This window comes from Methylobacterium sp. 391_Methyba4 (assembly GCF_029691625.1).
Classification (GTDB): Bacteria; Pseudomonadota; Alphaproteobacteria; order Rhizobiales; family Beijerinckiaceae; genus Methylobacterium; species Methylobacterium fujisawaense.
Map to the genome: position 1 here is coordinate 4051183 of NZ_CP121475.1, position 16337 is coordinate 4067519.

Genomic DNA, 16337 nt, shown 5'->3' on the forward strand with positions numbered 1-16337 from the left:
GAATGCCCAGCAGGTTCACCCTCACGACCGCGATCCTGCTGGCGCTGACGGCGACGGGCGCCCGGGCGGACGCGATCCGCATCGGCGTCAACGAGCCCCTGACCGGGCCGTTCGCGGCCTCGGGCACCTACGTGGTGAACGGCGCCAAGATCGCCGCCGACGAGATCAACGCCAAGGGCGGCGTCCTCGGCAAGACGCTGGAACTCGTGATCGAAGACAACAAGAGCAACCCGACCGAGGCCGCCGCGGTCGCCGAGAAGCTGATCACCAGCGACAAGACCCCGGTGATGATGGGCGCCTGGGGCTCCAGCCTGACGCTCGCCGTGATGCCCAAGCTCGCGGATTACGAGACGCCGATGCTGGTCGAGACCTCCTCGTCCGGCAAGATCACGACCTCCGGCAACCCTTACGTGTTCCGGATCTCGCCGCCCTCGTCGCTGGAGGCCGAGACCTTCGCGCCGATGGTCGGCCGCCTCGGGCTGAAGAAGGTCGATTTCCTCGTCCTCAACAACGATTTCGGCCGCGGCGCAGCGACCGATTTCGGCAAGATGCTCAAGGACAAGGGCGTCGCGGTCGGCCTTGTCGAGACCATGGACCAGGGCGCGCAGGACATGAGCGCGCAGCTCGCCAAGCTGAAGGCCTCGGATTCCGACACGATCATGATCACGAGCTCCGTCGATCAGCTCGTGCTGCTGTTCAAGCAGATGGCGGCGCTCGGCCTGAAGAAGCGGGTTATCACCACCGGCGGATCGCAGAACCCGGACCAGATCATCGCCCAGGCCGGCGCGGCCGCCGACGGCACGATGCACCTCACGACGTTCCTGCCCTGGTCGCCCGACAGGACGCCGGACCCGAAGGCCACCGAGGCCTTCATCGCCGCGTGGAAGAAGCGCGGCTTCGACTTCGCCGGCGTGACCGAGAGCTTCCGCGGCTACGACGGCATCCGCGCGATCGCCCACGCCATCGAGAAGGCGGGCTCGGCCGATCCGGCCGCGATCACCAAGGCCTTCTGGTCGGTCGACTTCGTCGGGCTCAACGGTCCGATCCGCTTCGCCAAGGCCGGCCCCGCCGGGAAGGAGAGCGGGCAGAGCAAGCCCGACGTCTACCTCATCGAGATCAAGGACGGGAAGGTGATGGTGCCGGCACTGTAGGGCTGCCGCCGCGCGCCGTCCCTCCCCCCTCGGCGGGGGCTTACAGAATCACACATCGGGTTCGGCCACGCGGTTTCAGGACCGAGCGCGGGTCCCCTCTCCCGAGCGGGAGAGGGATAGGGTGAGGGACGAGAGCTTTCAGAACGAGGCGCGTCCTGTCGCGCATCGATCGCGCTCTCGATCCGAAGAGTTCTCATCCCTCACCCCAACCCTCTCCCGCACGGGAGAGGGGGCCTGTCGCGCTCTCCGGCCCGCGTCGGTGCAAAACGAAGATGTGTGACCATCGTCGCTGCGGGAGAGGGAGACGCGCGGTGCCGGCTCCCGAATTGGCAACCCGCGTGTCCCCGCACGCAGCGAGGCGCCGGTCGTCCGGCACGCAACCTGCCAGGAGAAGCCCATGAACGAACTGGTCCAGCACCTCGTCAACGCGCTCATCCTCGGCGGTACCTACGCGCTGTTGGGGATCGGCCTGACGCTGATCTTCGGGATCATGAACGTCGTGAACTTCACCCACGGCGCGCTCTACACGGTCGGCGCCTACGTGATGTACCTCGCCGTCGCCGCCCTCGGGCTGAACTTCTTCCTGGCGCTGCCGGTGGCGATCCTCGGGGGGCTCCTGCTCGGGGCCGCGATCGAGCTTGTGCTCCTGCGCCCGTTCCGGGGCTCGGACATCGACACCACCATGCTGGTGATGATCGGCGCCGGGATCATCCTGCAATCGGGCACGCTCTGGACCTTCGGCGGCGTCGCCAAGGCGATCCCCGCGCCCTTCCCCGAGGCGCCGCTGCAGATCGGCCCGGTCTCGGTATCGTGGCTGCGGCTGTTCGTGCTCGGCGCGGCGCTGACCCTGATCGCCCTCACCTACGCGCTGATCAACCGGACCAAGCTCGGGCTCGCGATGCGCGCCGCCTTCCAGGATGCCGACACGGCGGCGCTGATGGGCGTCGACGTCCGCCGGATCTACACCGCGACCTTCGCGCTGGGCTCGTCGCTGGCGGCGGCCGCCGGCGCGCTCCTCGGTCCCGTCTACGTGGTGTTCCCGCAGATGGGCGGCCTCGCCGAGCTGAAGGCCTTCGCCATCGTCATCCTGGGCGGGCTCGGCAACGTCACCGGCGCGGCGATCGGCGGCTTCATCCTGGCGCTCGCCGAGGAACTGGGCGCCGGCTACGTCTCCTCCGGCTACCGGGACGCGATGGGCTTCCTGATCATCATCGCGGTCCTGCTCTACAGGCCGACCGGGCTGTTCGCGAAGGCGGAGCGCATCGGATGAGCCGGCTTCTCCCCCTCGCCCTGCTCGCCGGCCTCGTCGCCCTGCCCCTGGGTCTCGGCGCCAACCCCTACCTCCTCAACGCGCTGATCGTGACGGGCATCCTGACGATCGGCGCCATGAGCCTGAACCTGCTCCTCGGCTTCACCGGGCAGCTCAGCCTCGGCCACATCGCGTTCTTCGGCATCGGCGCCTATGTCAGCGCGCTGACGAGCCTCGGCTTCGACGTCGATCTCGGGTTCGGCATCCGCGCGGTCCACGAGCCGTGGCCGGCGGTGGCCGGCCTCCTGCTGGCGACGGTGGCGGCGGGCGGCTGCGGCTACCTGATCGGGCGGCTCTCCTTCCGGGTGCGGGGCGCCTACTTCGTGATCGTCACGATCTCGTTCGCCGAGGTCGTACGGCTCGTGGCCCTCAACTGGGTCGAGCTGACGCAGGGACCGCTGGCGCTCACCAACATCCCGGCCATCACCCTCGGTCTGCCCGGCCTCGGGATGTGGACCCTGAAGACCAAGCTCCAGAACTACTACCTCGTGCTGGCCGTCGGCACGCTGTGCTGGCTGATCATCGCCCGCCTCGTCGGCTCGCGCTTCGGCCGGGCGATGCGGGGCCTCAAGGAGAACGAGTCCCTGGCGCTCTCGGTGGGCATCAACGCCACCCGCACGCTGACCGTCGCGGCCGTGATTTCGGCGGCGATGGCCGGCGCGGCCGGCAGCCTCTACGCGCATTACCTGCGGATCATCGATCCCGACGTGTTCCTGTTCGCCACCACGGTCACCATGGTCATCATGGTGGTGGCGGGCGGCAAGGGCAGCCTGATGGGCCCGGTCGTCGGCGGCCTGATCTTCGGTCTGCTGCCGGTGGCGCTCCGCCCGGTCATGGCGCCGGAGGCGCAGTGGATCGTCTACGGCCTCGTGCTGATCGTGATCCTGTTCGTGATGCCGCGGGGCATCGTGCCGGGACTGTCAGCGCTGGTCGGCCGCCGGCAGGTCCGGTCGATCCCGGTCCTCGAAGCCAACCCGGCGGTGCAGCGATGAGCGCGATCCTCTCGGTCGAGCATGTCGGCGTCCGCTTCGGCGGCCTCGTCGCCATCGCCGACCTGCATTTCGACGTCCAGGCCGGCGAGATCGTCAGCCTGATCGGCCCGAACGGGGCTGGCAAGACCACGGCCTTCAACGTGATGACGGGCTTCCTCAAGCCCAGCCAGGGCGATGTCCGCTTCCGCGGCACGTCGCTGAAGGGCCTGCCGCCGCACGCGATCACGCGGCTCGGACTCGCCCGCACCTTCCAGCGCACCAGCGTCTTCCCGGACGATACGGTGTTCGACAACGTGATGATCGGCCTGCACCAGATGGGCGCCGCGGCGGGCCGCGCGCCCGTTCTCGACGCGCTCCTCGGCCGCGCGGGGGCCGGCGAGAGGCAGCTGCGCGCCCGCGCCGCGGCGCTGCTCGACTGGGTCGGGCTCGCCGGCCGGGCGCAGGAGAAGGCCGGCGCCCTGGCCTACGGCGAGCAGCGCCTCGTCGGCGTGGCGCTGGCGCTCGCCACCGAGCCCGCCATGCTGCTCCTCGACGAGCCGGTCTCGGGGATGAACGCTTCCGAGACGCGGGTCTTCGTGCGCCTGATCCGGCAGATCCGGGAGCGCGGCGTCACCATCCTGCTCGTCGAGCACGACATGCCGATGGTGATGGAGGTCTCCGACCGCATCGTCGTCCTCAATTACGGCCGCCTGATCGCCGAGGGACCGCCGGATCGGATCCGCAGCGACCCGGCGGTGATCGAGGCCTATCTCGGCCAGGGCAGCGCGGCCCGGCAGGCCGCAGCCGCCGCTGCCGCGCAGGAGGCGGTCCATGCTTGAGATCCGCGACCTCGTCTGCGGCTACGGCCACGTCACGGCGCTGAAAGGGCTCACGATCGACGTGCGCGAGGGCCAACTCGTGGCCCTCGTCGGTGCGAACGGGGCCGGCAAGTCCACGACGCTCCGGGCGATCTCCGGCCTCGTCGCGCCGCGCTCCGGCGCGATCCGGTTCGCCGGCCGGGACATCGCGGGGGCGGAGCCCCGCCGGATCCTGGCGGCGGGCATCGCCCATTGTCCGGAGGGCCGGCGCGTCTTCCCGCAGATGACGGTCGCCGAGAACCTCGCCATGGGCGCCTATCTCCGCCGCGATTGGGCGGCGGTCGCGGCGGACCTGACGCGCATCTATGGGGAGTTTCCGCGCCTCGCGGAGCGCCGCGACCAGGCGGCCGGCACGCTGTCGGGCGGCGAGCAGCAGATGCTGGCGATCGGCCGCGCGCTGATGGGGCGCCCGAAGCTCGTGCTGTTCGACGAGCCTTCCCTGGGGCTCGCCCCCAACATCGTCGAGCGGATGTTCTCGGTGATCGGGGCGATCCGCGATGCCGGCACGACCGTGCTGCTCGTCGAGCAGAATGCGTTCGCGGCCCTAGAACTCTGCGATTACGCCTACCTGCTCGAAACCGGCCGCATCGTCCTCGCGGGGCGCGGGCAGGACCTCATCGCCGATCCCCACGTGCGGGACGCCTATCTCGGTGGCTGAGACGGACGGGCCAGAGCGGATTTGCCTCGGCCCGCACGACCTTCTCGCCGGGCGGAACTCGGTGGCGATCACCGTCCGAGTATACCATCTGCTTCTCGTGCGCGATGGCGAGCGGATCGTAGCCGCCGAGCGGGCCTGCCCGCACGAGGGGGCAGACTTGTCTCTCGGCCAGTGCGTCGGTGGACGGCTGCACTGCCCCCGGCATCTTGCCTCTTTCGATCTCCGAGATGGCTCCGTCTCACCGGGCTGGTCGTTTCGTGCCCTTCGCCTGTTCGAGATCGAGTCGGCATCGGACGGGCTATGGCTCAGGATGAAATGATGTGTCTCGAGCCGTCCCGACGCTGCACGGCGTTCCCGCGGCGCAGGCGCCTCAGCGCGGCAGCCATGCCCTCCAGCCGCTCTGCGGGTGCCGCGTCCATCTCGCGATCACGCCGGCCGTCGATTCCGTTGCGCACGGTCGGGAGCCTGACGCCGAGATCGGCGGCCGCCGCGCGGCGAGACCGTCCGCTCGTCTGAGCAAGACGCACCGCCGCGGCACCAGACCCAAGTAAGGACGGCCTCCGCGTTCACGGAAAGCGCTCTCCGGGTCTCCGAGGTGAGTCCACAGTTCAGTTGCAGACCGCCCTCGGAATGGTGAACCGGGGTCGGGGCAGGCGACGTGCCGGGCGCGGCGACCGTCAGCGGCGCAGACTGGCGCGACCCGTGCCGCCCGGGCGCGTCCGGCTGGCCACGATGAGCCGTCTGCGGCGGTGATCGCGAAGACTGCACGCGTTCACGGCAACTGCACGTGCGGAGACGCCTGCCTGCCCTTCCAGCGCCAAGCACGCGCGACGCGCCATACAGCCAGCGTGAAGATCGCCTCGCCTGCGAGAACGCCGACCATCGAGTACAGTGGCCCCACCACCCAGACCATGACAACGACGAGGATAATTGAGATTACCGACGAGTAGACGCTTGAGAAAGCCAGCACCCGGAACTGCCCTGCGGCTTGCAGTAAGATGCTTTCCGGGGTGCGGACAAGGCGGAGGCCCATGATCGCCAACCACAGGACAAATGCCTTCTGAACATAAAGCAGATCGTAGTCTTTCGAAAACAGAAGCGAGGGCGCGAAATAGGCGACGATGACGCCGAGGCCCAAGGTTGCGAACCAGCCGCTCATGAGAATGAATCGAAACAGGGACAGCGTGCGATCGACGTCGCTCCATCGCTGTTGGGCGACGAGCCTTGCGAGACGCGGTCTCTCGAATTCTCCGAGGGCGTTCATAAGGATGATGGCCGGCCGGATCAGGAGTGCGCTCGCCGCGAGCGCCGCAAAGGCGACGGCACCCGAGATCAGGGTCACGAAATAAGCATGTGCGTTGCCGGTGGCCTCCGTCGTGACCAGTCCGAGCAGCGACCAGCTCGAATGCTCTTTCCAGACGGCACCATAGCGCGACAATTCTTCGAGGCGTGGCAATCGAAGGTGTTCCGCGAGATGGCGAGGCCCGAACGCCAGCAGGCCGCCGGCGGCACTGAGCATCAGAAATCCGTAAGCGAAGAGGGGGGAAGCGCTGCCCTGCCACGCGATCAACCCGATGCCGACGCCGAGGACGACGCCGGATACGATATCGGACAGGGTGGCACGTTGCGGCAGGCCGATTGCATACGCGTAGGCGCGACCGAACCAGCGCAGCATTGTCAGGCTTGCAAATCCTCCGAATAGGGCTGAAGGTAGTATTTCAATCCCGAGAGCAGCACTGAGCGCGGTAATCACCACAAAAACTAATAGTCCGATAATAATATTCACACCAAACAAACACTCGACAGTAGCGGCATCGCGTGTGTTACTGGCTCTCGCCATCACGACGGGAAGGGGAGCACACAGAAAGGCGCCGGAAAAGCTCATCAGAAATTGTGATGTCACCATAAGGAACGAAAAAGTGCCAAAGTCCTTCGGGCTCATCAGATGGACAAGAACGACTGACAGAACGAATTGTGTCGCTGACAGCACCAATGGGCCGGACACGGCAAGCATGTAGGGCGCGATGATTTGCACGGCCTGTGCAACGGCGATCTTCATGGAAAGATTTCGTTTCCAAACGAGCATTCCAGCACCAATTCAAATATAATACGTCTCGCCTCGAAGGGCGAATAAAGAGCGTTGTTGCAATTCAGGCATGAATCCTGCTAAGGTCACGATATCCTTGAGCACTAGCGATTAAGCGCCGACTTTTGACTGAACGCCTGATCGTAGAAAATATCAAGCCCTTAAAATGGAGTAACGATCGCAGTAATTTGTGCGTTTTTTAGTTTAGCCGATAAATCCGCGGCTCGAATATAAATAGGGCGCACGCCAGCAGGATGTCGTATATGCTGCACGATCAAGACATGAAGCCTTCGATAGGCACGGTGTTGCGATGCATGTGGAAACATAAGGCATTGATGGTCCTGGCGGTGGGAGCCGGTATTGCCCTGTTTTTATCGGCTTATTTGTTGATCGCACCGGTCTATGAAGCATCGACATCGCTTCTTGTCAGTCAAGCTTCGGAAAATATTTCCGATGGTAGCCGGAAACAGCTTGAGTTGATCACCTCTCAAGCTCGAATCGCGGAAAGTGAGGATGTCGTTCGCGGCGCAATCAATCGCGTCGGGCTCGATAAATTCAAAGGCGTCGGCCAATCCCGCCTTCCCGGATTGGGAGGATGGCTGAGGCAGATCGTCCATGGCCGGCGTGACACAGAGGGGGCAGTCCCGGAGAACGCTGGGGGTAAGGACTCAGGCATCTCCGATATCGATCTGGTCGCTTCCGTCCTGAGCCGACGCCTCACGGTGCGGACTGAACCCAATTCCGAGGTCCTGAAAATCTCGTTTCAATACACGGATCCACGTCTGACGGCGGCGTTCGTGAACGCCGTCGCCGAATCATTTATCGAGCGCCAGATCCGTCTCGCCGATACGCCGGGCGCCATCGATTTCTTTCGCGAGCAGAAAAAGCGATTCAACGAAGAAGTGGAGATGCGCTCGCGACTGTTGGAGCATTTCTCCCGCCGGGAACGAATGTACTCCGTGGAGGATGAGCGAAGCCTGCTTTTGCATCGTGCCAGCGACATCGCGGCGGCTCTGACGGCGACGCGCAGCTCGCTGGTCGATAAGCAGGGTCAAAAGGGGGCGCTTGTCGCACAGCTGCGACTTCTCAAGCCGGTGACACAATCTCCGTTCGTGTCGAATCTGGTCGAAAATCTCGGCGGTGACGAGAAAGGTCGGTCGCCGTCACGCGGCCCTTCAGAGAACACGGCCGGCGCGGGCGACCCGCCTTTGTTGATGGTGCGCGTCTATCAGGACTCGATGGTGGCGCTGCTGAAGGTCAATTCCGAGATCGCCGGCCTTCTCGATCTCGTCAAGCAGCAGGAGCAGGAGATCAGCACCGTCAACCGAGACCTGACGACGCTTGTGAGCAAACAGACCGAATTCGAGAGGCTGAAACGCGACGTCGCCCAGGCGACCTTGAATGCTGAACTCTACGCGAAGCGGACCACCGAGGAGCAAATCAATGCCGATCTCAGATCGGCAAAGCTGACGAACATCCGTGTGATTCAGTCGGCGACGACTCCGCTCCGGGCCGTTTTTCCCAACGGGGCTCAATTCCTCGGGCTCGGCGTCGTGTTCGGTCTGATCCTGGGTGCATCGGCGTCCCTGATGCTCGAAATGTACGGCCCGCGACCGGTGTCCGACGCGACGGCCCCGGACGCGCCGGCCGCTCCCGGTCGCTTCACCGCTGCACACGCCTCGACACCCGGCGCGCAGGCCAATGAGCTTCTCCGGAAGGCGTCGGCCTATTTCGCGATGGCCGACCTCAAGCGCCGCGCACGGACGCAGTCAGGATCTTAGAGCGCTGCTCAATCCTGGGTGATGCCGCTGCCGCGACGGCGACGCTCACTCGGGCCTTTCCGCGAAGATGCCGATGGACATCCTTGCACGTTGCGCTCCCCGGGCATTCGGTCGCGCATACGACGCGACCGCGCGATCTCGGCAGCCTGATCGGACAGGGACGCAACCGGGCCGCAGGAAGAAGCCCGCATCGATTCTGCCGACCGAAAACGCGGGGCGAGCGCCCGTTCAGCGAGGTACGCTGCGGCTTTGCATTGGCCATCGGGCGTGAACGCCCGACTTGTCCTGGCCATCCGACACCGTTGCCGAACAGCTGGGGCACAACCGAGGCATGCGAGACACCGAGGTGTGATCAGGACGCGATCGGTGCAGGCTCGGCGCCCGATAAGCCCGTTGTCGCAATGGAACGCCGCAGGGCCGCGATGACTTCGTCCTGCTCATCCTCACGCAGGCTCGGGTATAGCGGAAGCGAGAGCGTACCTTCGCCCCAGTGCCAGGAGATGGGAAAACGAAGCTGCGCTTGCGCGGTGCGGTACAGGCTCAGCGAGGGAACACAGCGATAGTTCACGGTCGCACCGATCCCGGCCTCGCCGAAAGCATTCAAGACGGCATCTCGCGCCCCGCCCGGAACGTGGATCGGGAACAGATGCCGCGCCGAGACAGCGTCGGCGTCGATGGTCGGCCATCTGAAGGGCGTGCCCGCGAGTGCAGCCTCATACCGTCTGCAGAGACGCTCCCGGATCTGCAGTTGCAGGTCGATCTCAGCGATCTGCGGCTCCAGAAGGACCGCGAGCAAATCCGGGAGGTTGGCCTTCGTCCCCAAGCGGGCGATGTCCCAATGGCGGTAGGTGTGCCCCTCGAAACGCCGGGCCGCGCTCGCCGACATGCCGTGTTGAACGGTCTGAGCCAAGGCATCCGCCAGAGCCAAATCGTTTGTGACGACGGCGCCGCCTTCGCCACAGGTCACATTCTTGGTCGCGTAGAACGAGAAGATCGCCGCATCGCCGAGCTGGCCCGGACGCCGGCCGTCTCGCGTGCCTTCGAAGCAGTGCGCCGCGTCTTCAATGATTTTGACCGACTCGGGGATCACGGCCCTGAGCGACGGTATATCCACCATCTGGCCATACAGGTGAACCGGGATGACGGCTCTGGTCCTCGTGGTCACCGCCTGCCCTGCCTGGGTCAGGTCCATGAGCAATGTTCGCGCATCAACGTCCACGAAAATCGGTGTCGCTCCAACTTGCCGGACGACATTGGCTGTCGCGGCGAATGTCATGGCAGGAACGATGACCTCGTCGCCCGGTCCGATATCGAGGGCGAGCAAAGTCGCGACCGCGCCCTGCGTCCAGCTTGACGTCAGCTTGGCGCTCCCGACCCCGAAGAAGCGGCGCAGCGTCGTTTCGACCTCCTGGCACCGCGGACCGCTCGTGAGAAAGGGACTCGCGAGAACCGACGCGACACGTTCAGCGTAGCAAGCCGGGAGGGCGTGTCGATAAAATGGGACAGCCATTCAGCTGACCTCGCTGAAGGAGGGTTGTTCGGTATCAGTATACACCGTCCGGGCAGTCGGAATACCGCGCGGTATAACAGATCAAGCCGCCCACGAGACGGCCGTCCGATCGTCTGATCTGCTCTGATGTCTGTCGACGCGACGCGCGTCAGGCTCGCGCGGGCCGACACGGCCGAGGCCGCTTTGCGCCTTTGGTCCGGTCGCCAAGGGTCGCGGCCCCCTGAGCATACGGCGCACCCGCGGCGCAGGGCCCAAACACGCGCCGGCTCAATGAAGGCCCCCGTTGCCTGCGCGGTTCCCCGCAGATGCGATCGGGTTTCTCGCGCGACGCGATCGCTGCTGCCTTGCTCAAGTCCAAGCTGCGGACAGGAGATCCCGATTGCCGTGCCAGTGGGGACGTCGTTGAGACCGGGGGCCGAGCTCGGCGCCGTCCTCGGTTGCATCGGCTGAGGCGCGACGCGGTCCAGTTCACCGTTCATGAGCGTCGTCGCGATAGGGGTCCGGTGGTCGGCCTTCCCGAGGTGCTGCGCTGGCAAATTACTGTTTACGCTTCTGTAACGATTGACGAGGAGAGTTCGCGATCGGCGTGAGCTGGCGATTGCTCCAAGCGAGGATGCCCAGACATGGTCTTTATCATCGCCTCGGCTTTCGCAGCGGCTCTCGTTGCGTTCATCTCCACGATCGGCAGCGGCTTGGTTTTCTCGATCCTCGCGGTCTTCATCTCTGGCAATTGTGCCGCTCTGCTCGCTGGATGCTGGCTTATGCGCCAGCGGGGCGCGGCTTAACGGGATCGGTTGCTGGCGAACCGACCGCTCGACATCCTGATCGCTCGCGACGCGCAGTACAACCCGGCTGCGCGGCAACGAATCGACCGCCGGTTCCGGGGATAAGCGCGCGGTTCCAGGATCAAGACGACCGCACCAGCCGAAGCCGCTCGGACCACCGTTCGACACGACGTTGCCGACACCTCAGCGATCGCGAAATCGCGGCGTCTGGCTCGGGTGAGCCGCTGCATCCCCGGCCTTCCGGAACGGAGGACTCCAGGCGGCGCGATTCGGCCTAACTGGCGCGGCTTCGGTGGGTCTCGCGCCGCTCCAGCCGACGAACGTGCGCGGCAAGGCTCGAGGGGATGATCCGCGGATGCGCGACAGTCCGTTTTACGCCGCGCGCGGGAAAGCGGCACAGGGGCATGATCAGCGCTCACGAAGGAGCATTCAGGCCGTCCTGAAGGTGACCGACTTGTGTCCAACATAGTTGGCGACGGCACCGGCCATGATACCGATCGCGTGCGCGGCAGGCGCCGCGATCTCTGTAAGGCCGAGCGGCATCAACAGCCCATCGCGTGCGACAATCGCCACCGCCACGGTGACGAGTCCCCCGATCAGATTGACCAGGAGGAACCCCCCGAGTTGCGCGGCAAGGGATCGCGACGAGCCCGGGAAGACGAAGCTGCGGTAGATCAGGAAGCCGATCACCATGCCGAGCGCGGTCGCTGTGGCGACCGCAAGCGCGAACGGCATTACGGTGTTGAACAGGAAGCGTGATGCCCAACTCACGCCCGAGGCGAAGCCGCCCGCGAGCAGAAATCGGACGCGCTGATCAAGGCGGATGAGGTCCTGCAGGTAGAGCCGCATCATCTCAGACCGAAAAGCCCGCCCAAGCCAGCACGAAGCACATCGCGAGCGCACTGCCGGCCGTCAACGCCAGCCGGTCCGTCAGCGCGAAGACAACCGGATCATCCTGCAGCGTGCCGCGCTGGCACGCGACCCAGATTCGCCCCAGGATGATCGACAGCGCCAGGGGGAAGCCCCAGAGCCATGCCACATCGCCATAGAAGGTCTGCTTGAACGCGTCGTCGATCACGTAGAACACCAAGATCAGGAGCGCGGACGTGCCCGCGGCGACACCGGCGGCCAGCACGAGGGGCAAATCCACTGCCACGTAGCCGCGTCCGTTGATCTGAGCCGCGCCGCGCGCCGTGGCACGGGCGATCTCTGTGTGGCGCTTCGCCAAGGCCAGTGAGGTGAACAGGAACATCGAGAACACGAACAGCCACGGCGAGGCGATGGCCTCCACAGCGGCGGTGCCCACCGCCAACCGAATCGTGAAGAGGCTGGCGAGCGTCAAGGCGTCAAGCAGGACCACCCGCTTGAGATAGAACGAGTAGGCGAGCGTCAGCCCGGTATAGGCTGCCAGCGTGAGAACCACCTTCGGGCCAGCCAGTGCGCCGAGCAGGAATCCGGCTCCCAGGCCGGCCGGCACGGCGGCGAGGCCGTAGACGATCGGAAACTGGCCGCTGGCGAGAGGACGGTTCTTCTTCGACCAATGCCGACGATCGTCCGCCACGTCCCAGATGTCGTTGAGGATGTAGGTCGCCGAGGCGATCAGGCAGAGCGCCACGAAGCTGATCGCGAGCGACCCGAGGGCGGACGGGTCGAGGAAGCGGTTGGCCAGGACTGCTGGCACGAGAATAAGCGCATTCTTGGCCCATTGATGGGACCGCATGCTCTTGAGGAGCAGGCGACCGTAGGGCGGGCGCCGGAAGACGCCGGCGACGTCGGCTGCTCTGCCGGCCGCGCGCTCCACCCCCGGGGAGGCGCCGACCACGATCGCCTGCCGGGCGGCATGCCACACCGGCAGATCGGCGCGGCTGTCGCCCGCATAGTCGAAGCCGAGCGGGAAACGGCGGGCAAGCTCAGCCGCTTTGGCGGCCCCTTTCAGATTCGTCTGCCCGTCGCTGGCGATGACGCTGCTGATGAACGGGAAGCGGCGGGCGATCTGGGAGGCCGTCACATTGTCGGTGGCGGTCGACATGTGAATCGGCCGGCCTCCCTTGGCCTCGGCCTCTGCGAAGGCGACCAGCTCGGGGTTTTCCGGCAGCGCCTCGATGTCGAGCGTGACAGCCTGAGCCATGCGCCGCTTCAGGTGGGCGCGGCCGCCCATCGCCCAGTAGAGCATGCGCAGGACGTTCAGCGGATCGGCCCGCACCAACGCAAGCGCCTTCTCGTACAGGACATCCGTCCGCAGGAGCGTTCCGTCGAGATCGAGGATGAGGGGAACCTCGCGAGACCCGAGTTTCGGCCAAGCCGGGTGCCGAACGGCCTCGACCCCCGAAGCGATGTGCCCTGACAGCAAGGACCCGGCCCCCAAGCTCGGAGACCGGCCATACTGAATGCGGCGGGTGATATCGTGCAGAACAGATCGCATCATCACAGACCGAAAGCTCCGCTACCGATTTAAACAGGGCCACCTCAATCACGACTGCTGAATTGCCGTGATCCATATCCGGCTGGTCAGGTCACGACCGAGATGACAATTTCCCAGCCGAAGACTCATTGCCGGAGTCGCCACAGCGCCGTTCTTCGGGGCCACGCGGCGACCGGAGAGGCCGCCATCGCGGGTCTCAGCGCAGCGAAAAGCATTCTGCGTCCTCTCCGAATGCGTAGGGCTTCGCTTTGCAGTCGGCCGGTTCCCCGACCAGGAAACCGGACCCCATGTAACCCACGTAGACACGGCCGAAATGATCGGTGTCGGCGCCGAGAACAGTGACCTGATCCAAGCTGCCGACGGGGAAAGCCCCTATCTTCGTCCAATTCTCACCTTCATCAATCGATCGCCAGAATCCATATTCGCCATTCAGCCGACCGGATAAGAAAATTGTAGGATAACCTGCCTGATCAGGTCGACCAAAAGCGATATCATCCACTTGGCTGATACCGCGGATCGAGGTCCAGGTTTCCCCGCCGTCGCGGCTGCGCCTCAGGGGCGTCCCCGTTGCGTACGGGATGCCCGACGTGAAGAAGAGCTCGCCCGGTCGACCTGGCACGGCGCGGAGCTTCGCGGCGTACCCGGTGTTCGGCGCGATCTCACCCTTAAAGACTTGGCGCCAAGTCTCGCCACCGTCGCCCGTCCGCCAAAGCCCTTGGAGCCGCTGATTCGCCCCCTCCCCGCTGTGAACGAGATAGAAGACGCCGGGCCGCGTGCCGTCCGCCGTGAGTGTCTTCCGCGACAGGTATATGTGCGGATGTGAGCCCGTGAACGGAAGGGACTCGCCGCTCAGTACCACCCGTCGCCAGCTTCGGCCGAGATCTTTCGTGTAGAACGGAGCGCGGTTATAGGTCGGCTCCCAGACGATGTTGTTGGTGTCGCCGGCCGAGACCGCGATCGTACCGAACGCCATGCGCCAGGGGTCCTCGGGACGGGTCCCAGGCGGGGTCGGAAGCGCGGCGAATTTGGTCCAGCTGTCGCCGCCATCCAAGCTGTACCCGGCCAGCACGGCGTCGCCGTCTTCCGAGCAGCAGGACATTCGGGTATCGGACGCATTCGTCACAACGAATCGCGGATTGGCGGGTGTCAGCGCCACTTGCTGTGCTGCGATCAGCACACGCTCTTTCGGACCGTATGTCGTTGAGTACGCCGTCAGGTCCCGCTTGACGTGAATACCGAAATCCCAGACCGCAAACAGGGGGGCCTGCCCTGGGGCTTGGTTGACGTCGTTCGCGACGAGCTCCTCGATCCCCCGTGTCTGGCTGACCCACGTCACTGTCCGCGAAGAGTCGGAGAGGTCGGCGTAGAACACGCCCATGCCTGCGCCAGCCCAGAGCCGATCCTTCTTCACAGGATCGAACATGATACGGCTCATAGCGAAGTAGGACGCATTGCTGACGCGAAGCCATGGCGGGTCGCCGGACCCGACCCGGGACTCATGCGCCAGTCGTGTCCACAACCGTCCTCCGTCATTCGATCGGAACACCGTCCCGCTTTCATCGATGACGAGGATGCGTGAATCGTCCGGGTCGATCGCCACGGCTGCGAAGGGCAGGCTCGGCAGGCCTCCGTTGGATGTAAGGCTCTGCCATCCACCCCCGCGATAACGCCAAGCCATTCGTGTCTCGCGATCGACACCAAAGAAGGTCCCGTCGCGCGCGAAGGCGCCCTGCGTGAGAAGCGACGGCCCGCCCTGCCCGTCGGATGCCAGGCGGGAAAAGCTTCGGCCGCCGTCGGACGAGGCGAAAAGGCCGTTTCCTGCCGACATCGCCCACACGCGCCCTGCGACTTGGCCGCCCGGCTTCTCAAACCACGTGATGATGCCGGGGCTCTGATGGCCGTCCTGCGCCGGGCGTAGATCCATCGCCGGAGGCACGGTCGGGATGCGTGACCACGTCACGCCTCCGTCCTCGGTGCGCCAGAGACCATCGGCCGGGGTTCCGAAGAGCGCGAAGTCCGGGCGCACAGGGTCGACCGAAATGAACGGCCCGTAATTGCGGAGCTCGCTATTTGGATCGAATCCATGCTCGAACGGAGCTGTCGATGAGGCGGCGAATGACCGCCCTCCATCCCGCGAGGTAAGGACCCTTCCCTTCAGAGCCAGATAGATCCGGCGCGCGTCGGACGGGGCAACGACGACCTCGTACACCCCCTCATTGAGCCCGTTCTGAACGTGAAACGTCGACGGCATCGACGCGGTGGTCACCAATTGGACCCACCGATTGGCCGTGTCGCTCCAGATATAAGCTCCGTACACATCCGCTCTGACGACGCGCGTCGACCCGCTGGCATCAGATGAGTATCCGGTTATGAATCCACCGCCGCCGATCTTCACCGACCGCCAGAGATAGGTCTCCGCACGAGCGACGGGCAGCACCACGACCCCCCAAAGCAACAGGGCGAAACCGCGTAACGACACGGACAGCGACAGGCGCATCATCGACGAGCGTCCCTGATCGAACGGCCGACGAAGCCTCCACATGCGATGCGCGACCGCAGATCGCCCGGTCATCTTCGGGTCCGCAAGACCGAGTTTAGCCAGCATCAACTCAACCAACATTGGCTGCAACCATGAACCCTCGTGCAGCAACGGACCGCCAACTGACCCAATCCCGGCACCACACAGGGATTTGCCAGACCTGTCGGTCGCCGATCGATCCGCACCCGCGCCTTCCGGAGAGCATCGCGGTGTTCGGCCGCATCGCGAATTGAACCAAAGCGAACAA

Annotated in this window: 13 protein-coding genes and 1 pseudogene; 8 read left to right on the forward strand and 6 right to left on the reverse strand. The window is 65.2% G+C overall.

The annotated features are described in order from the left end of the window. Positions 1-2: 2 nt before the first annotated feature. From P9K36_RS19080 to P9K36_RS19105, 6 genes are all read left to right on the forward strand, one after another. Positions 3-1151: an ABC transporter substrate-binding protein gene (locus P9K36_RS19080; protein ID WP_278305757.1), complete on the forward strand. Its 1149-nt coding sequence runs from the start codon at positions 3-5 to the stop codon at positions 1149-1151. Positions 1152-1548: 397 nt separating this feature from the next. Further along, the gene (locus P9K36_RS19085) at positions 1549-2421 is read left to right on the forward strand and encodes a branched-chain amino acid ABC transporter permease (RefSeq protein ID WP_278305758.1); all 873 of its coding nucleotides are present in this window, start codon (positions 1549-1551) and stop codon (positions 2419-2421) included. After that, on the forward strand, positions 2418-3452 hold the full coding sequence (locus tag P9K36_RS19090) for a branched-chain amino acid ABC transporter permease (protein ID WP_278305759.1): 1035 nt from the start codon (positions 2418-2420) through the stop codon (positions 3450-3452). Before P9K36_RS19085 ends, P9K36_RS19090 begins: the two co-directional genes overlap by 4 nt. Further along, a complete protein-coding gene (locus P9K36_RS19095) occupies positions 3449-4270 on the forward strand; it encodes an ABC transporter ATP-binding protein (RefSeq protein ID WP_278305760.1) in 822 nt (273 codons plus the stop codon). The genes P9K36_RS19090 and P9K36_RS19095 overlap by 4 nt, the downstream gene beginning before the upstream one ends. After that, positions 4263-4967: an ABC transporter ATP-binding protein gene (locus tag P9K36_RS19100; RefSeq protein ID WP_278305761.1), complete on the forward strand. Its 705-nt coding sequence runs from the start codon at positions 4263-4265 to the stop codon at positions 4965-4967. Before P9K36_RS19095 ends, P9K36_RS19100 begins: the two co-directional genes overlap by 8 nt. A 61-nt stretch (positions 4968-5028) precedes the next feature. After that, complete coding sequence (locus tag P9K36_RS19105) at positions 5029-5286, forward strand: Rieske (2Fe-2S) protein (RefSeq protein ID WP_347568057.1); 258 nt, start codon at positions 5029-5031, stop codon at positions 5284-5286. A gap of 13 nt (positions 5287-5299) precedes the next feature. Here P9K36_RS19105 and P9K36_RS19110 read toward each other — a convergent pair. Both P9K36_RS19110 and P9K36_RS19115 read right to left on the reverse strand, forming a co-directional pair. After that, positions 5300-5494 (reverse strand): annotated as a pseudogene (locus P9K36_RS19110) (IS3 family transposase); the annotation flags it as partial. A gap of 245 nt (positions 5495-5739) precedes the next feature. Next, the gene (locus P9K36_RS19115; protein WP_278305762.1) at positions 5740-7026 is read right to left on the reverse strand and encodes a hypothetical protein; all 1287 of its coding nucleotides are present in this window, start codon (positions 7024-7026) and stop codon (positions 5740-5742) included. Positions 7027-7316: 290 nt separating this feature from the next. On the opposite strand from P9K36_RS19115, the gene P9K36_RS19120 reads away from it, so the two are divergent. Next, on the forward strand, positions 7317-8834 hold the full coding sequence (locus P9K36_RS19120) for a GNVR domain-containing protein (RefSeq protein ID WP_179696961.1): 1518 nt from the start codon (positions 7317-7319) through the stop codon (positions 8832-8834). Positions 8835-9186: 352 nt separating this feature from the next. Here P9K36_RS19120 and P9K36_RS19125 read toward each other — a convergent pair whose 3' ends face one another. Then, positions 9187-10344 carry a DegT/DnrJ/EryC1/StrS aminotransferase family protein gene (locus tag P9K36_RS19125; protein ID WP_278305763.1) on the reverse strand — a complete coding sequence of 386 codons (1158 nt, stop codon included), beginning with the start codon at positions 10342-10344 and terminating at the stop codon, positions 9187-9189. A gap of 623 nt (positions 10345-10967) precedes the next feature. Between P9K36_RS19125 and P9K36_RS19130 the strand changes: the two genes are divergently transcribed. Beyond that, on the forward strand, positions 10968-11129 hold the full coding sequence (locus tag P9K36_RS19130; RefSeq protein WP_159020337.1) for a hypothetical protein: 162 nt from the start codon (positions 10968-10970) through the stop codon (positions 11127-11129). A 429-nt stretch (positions 11130-11558) separates the two neighbouring features. Here P9K36_RS19130 and P9K36_RS19135 read toward each other — a convergent pair whose 3' ends face one another. The 3 genes from P9K36_RS19135 to P9K36_RS19145 all read right to left on the reverse strand — a co-directional run bounded on the left by P9K36_RS19135 (position 11559) and on the right by P9K36_RS19145 (position 16171). Further along, a complete protein-coding gene (locus P9K36_RS19135; RefSeq protein ID WP_179696963.1) occupies positions 11559-11981 on the reverse strand; it encodes a GtrA family protein in 423 nt (140 codons plus the stop codon). A gap of 1 nt (position 11982) precedes the next feature. Next, a complete protein-coding gene (locus P9K36_RS19140; RefSeq protein WP_347568058.1) occupies positions 11983-13476 on the reverse strand; it encodes a UbiA family prenyltransferase in 1494 nt (497 codons plus the stop codon). Positions 13477-13747: 271 nt separating this feature from the next. After that, complete coding sequence (locus P9K36_RS19145) at positions 13748-16171, reverse strand: sialidase family protein (RefSeq protein ID WP_278305764.1); 2424 nt, start codon at positions 16169-16171, stop codon at positions 13748-13750. Positions 16172-16337 lie beyond the last annotated feature (166 nt).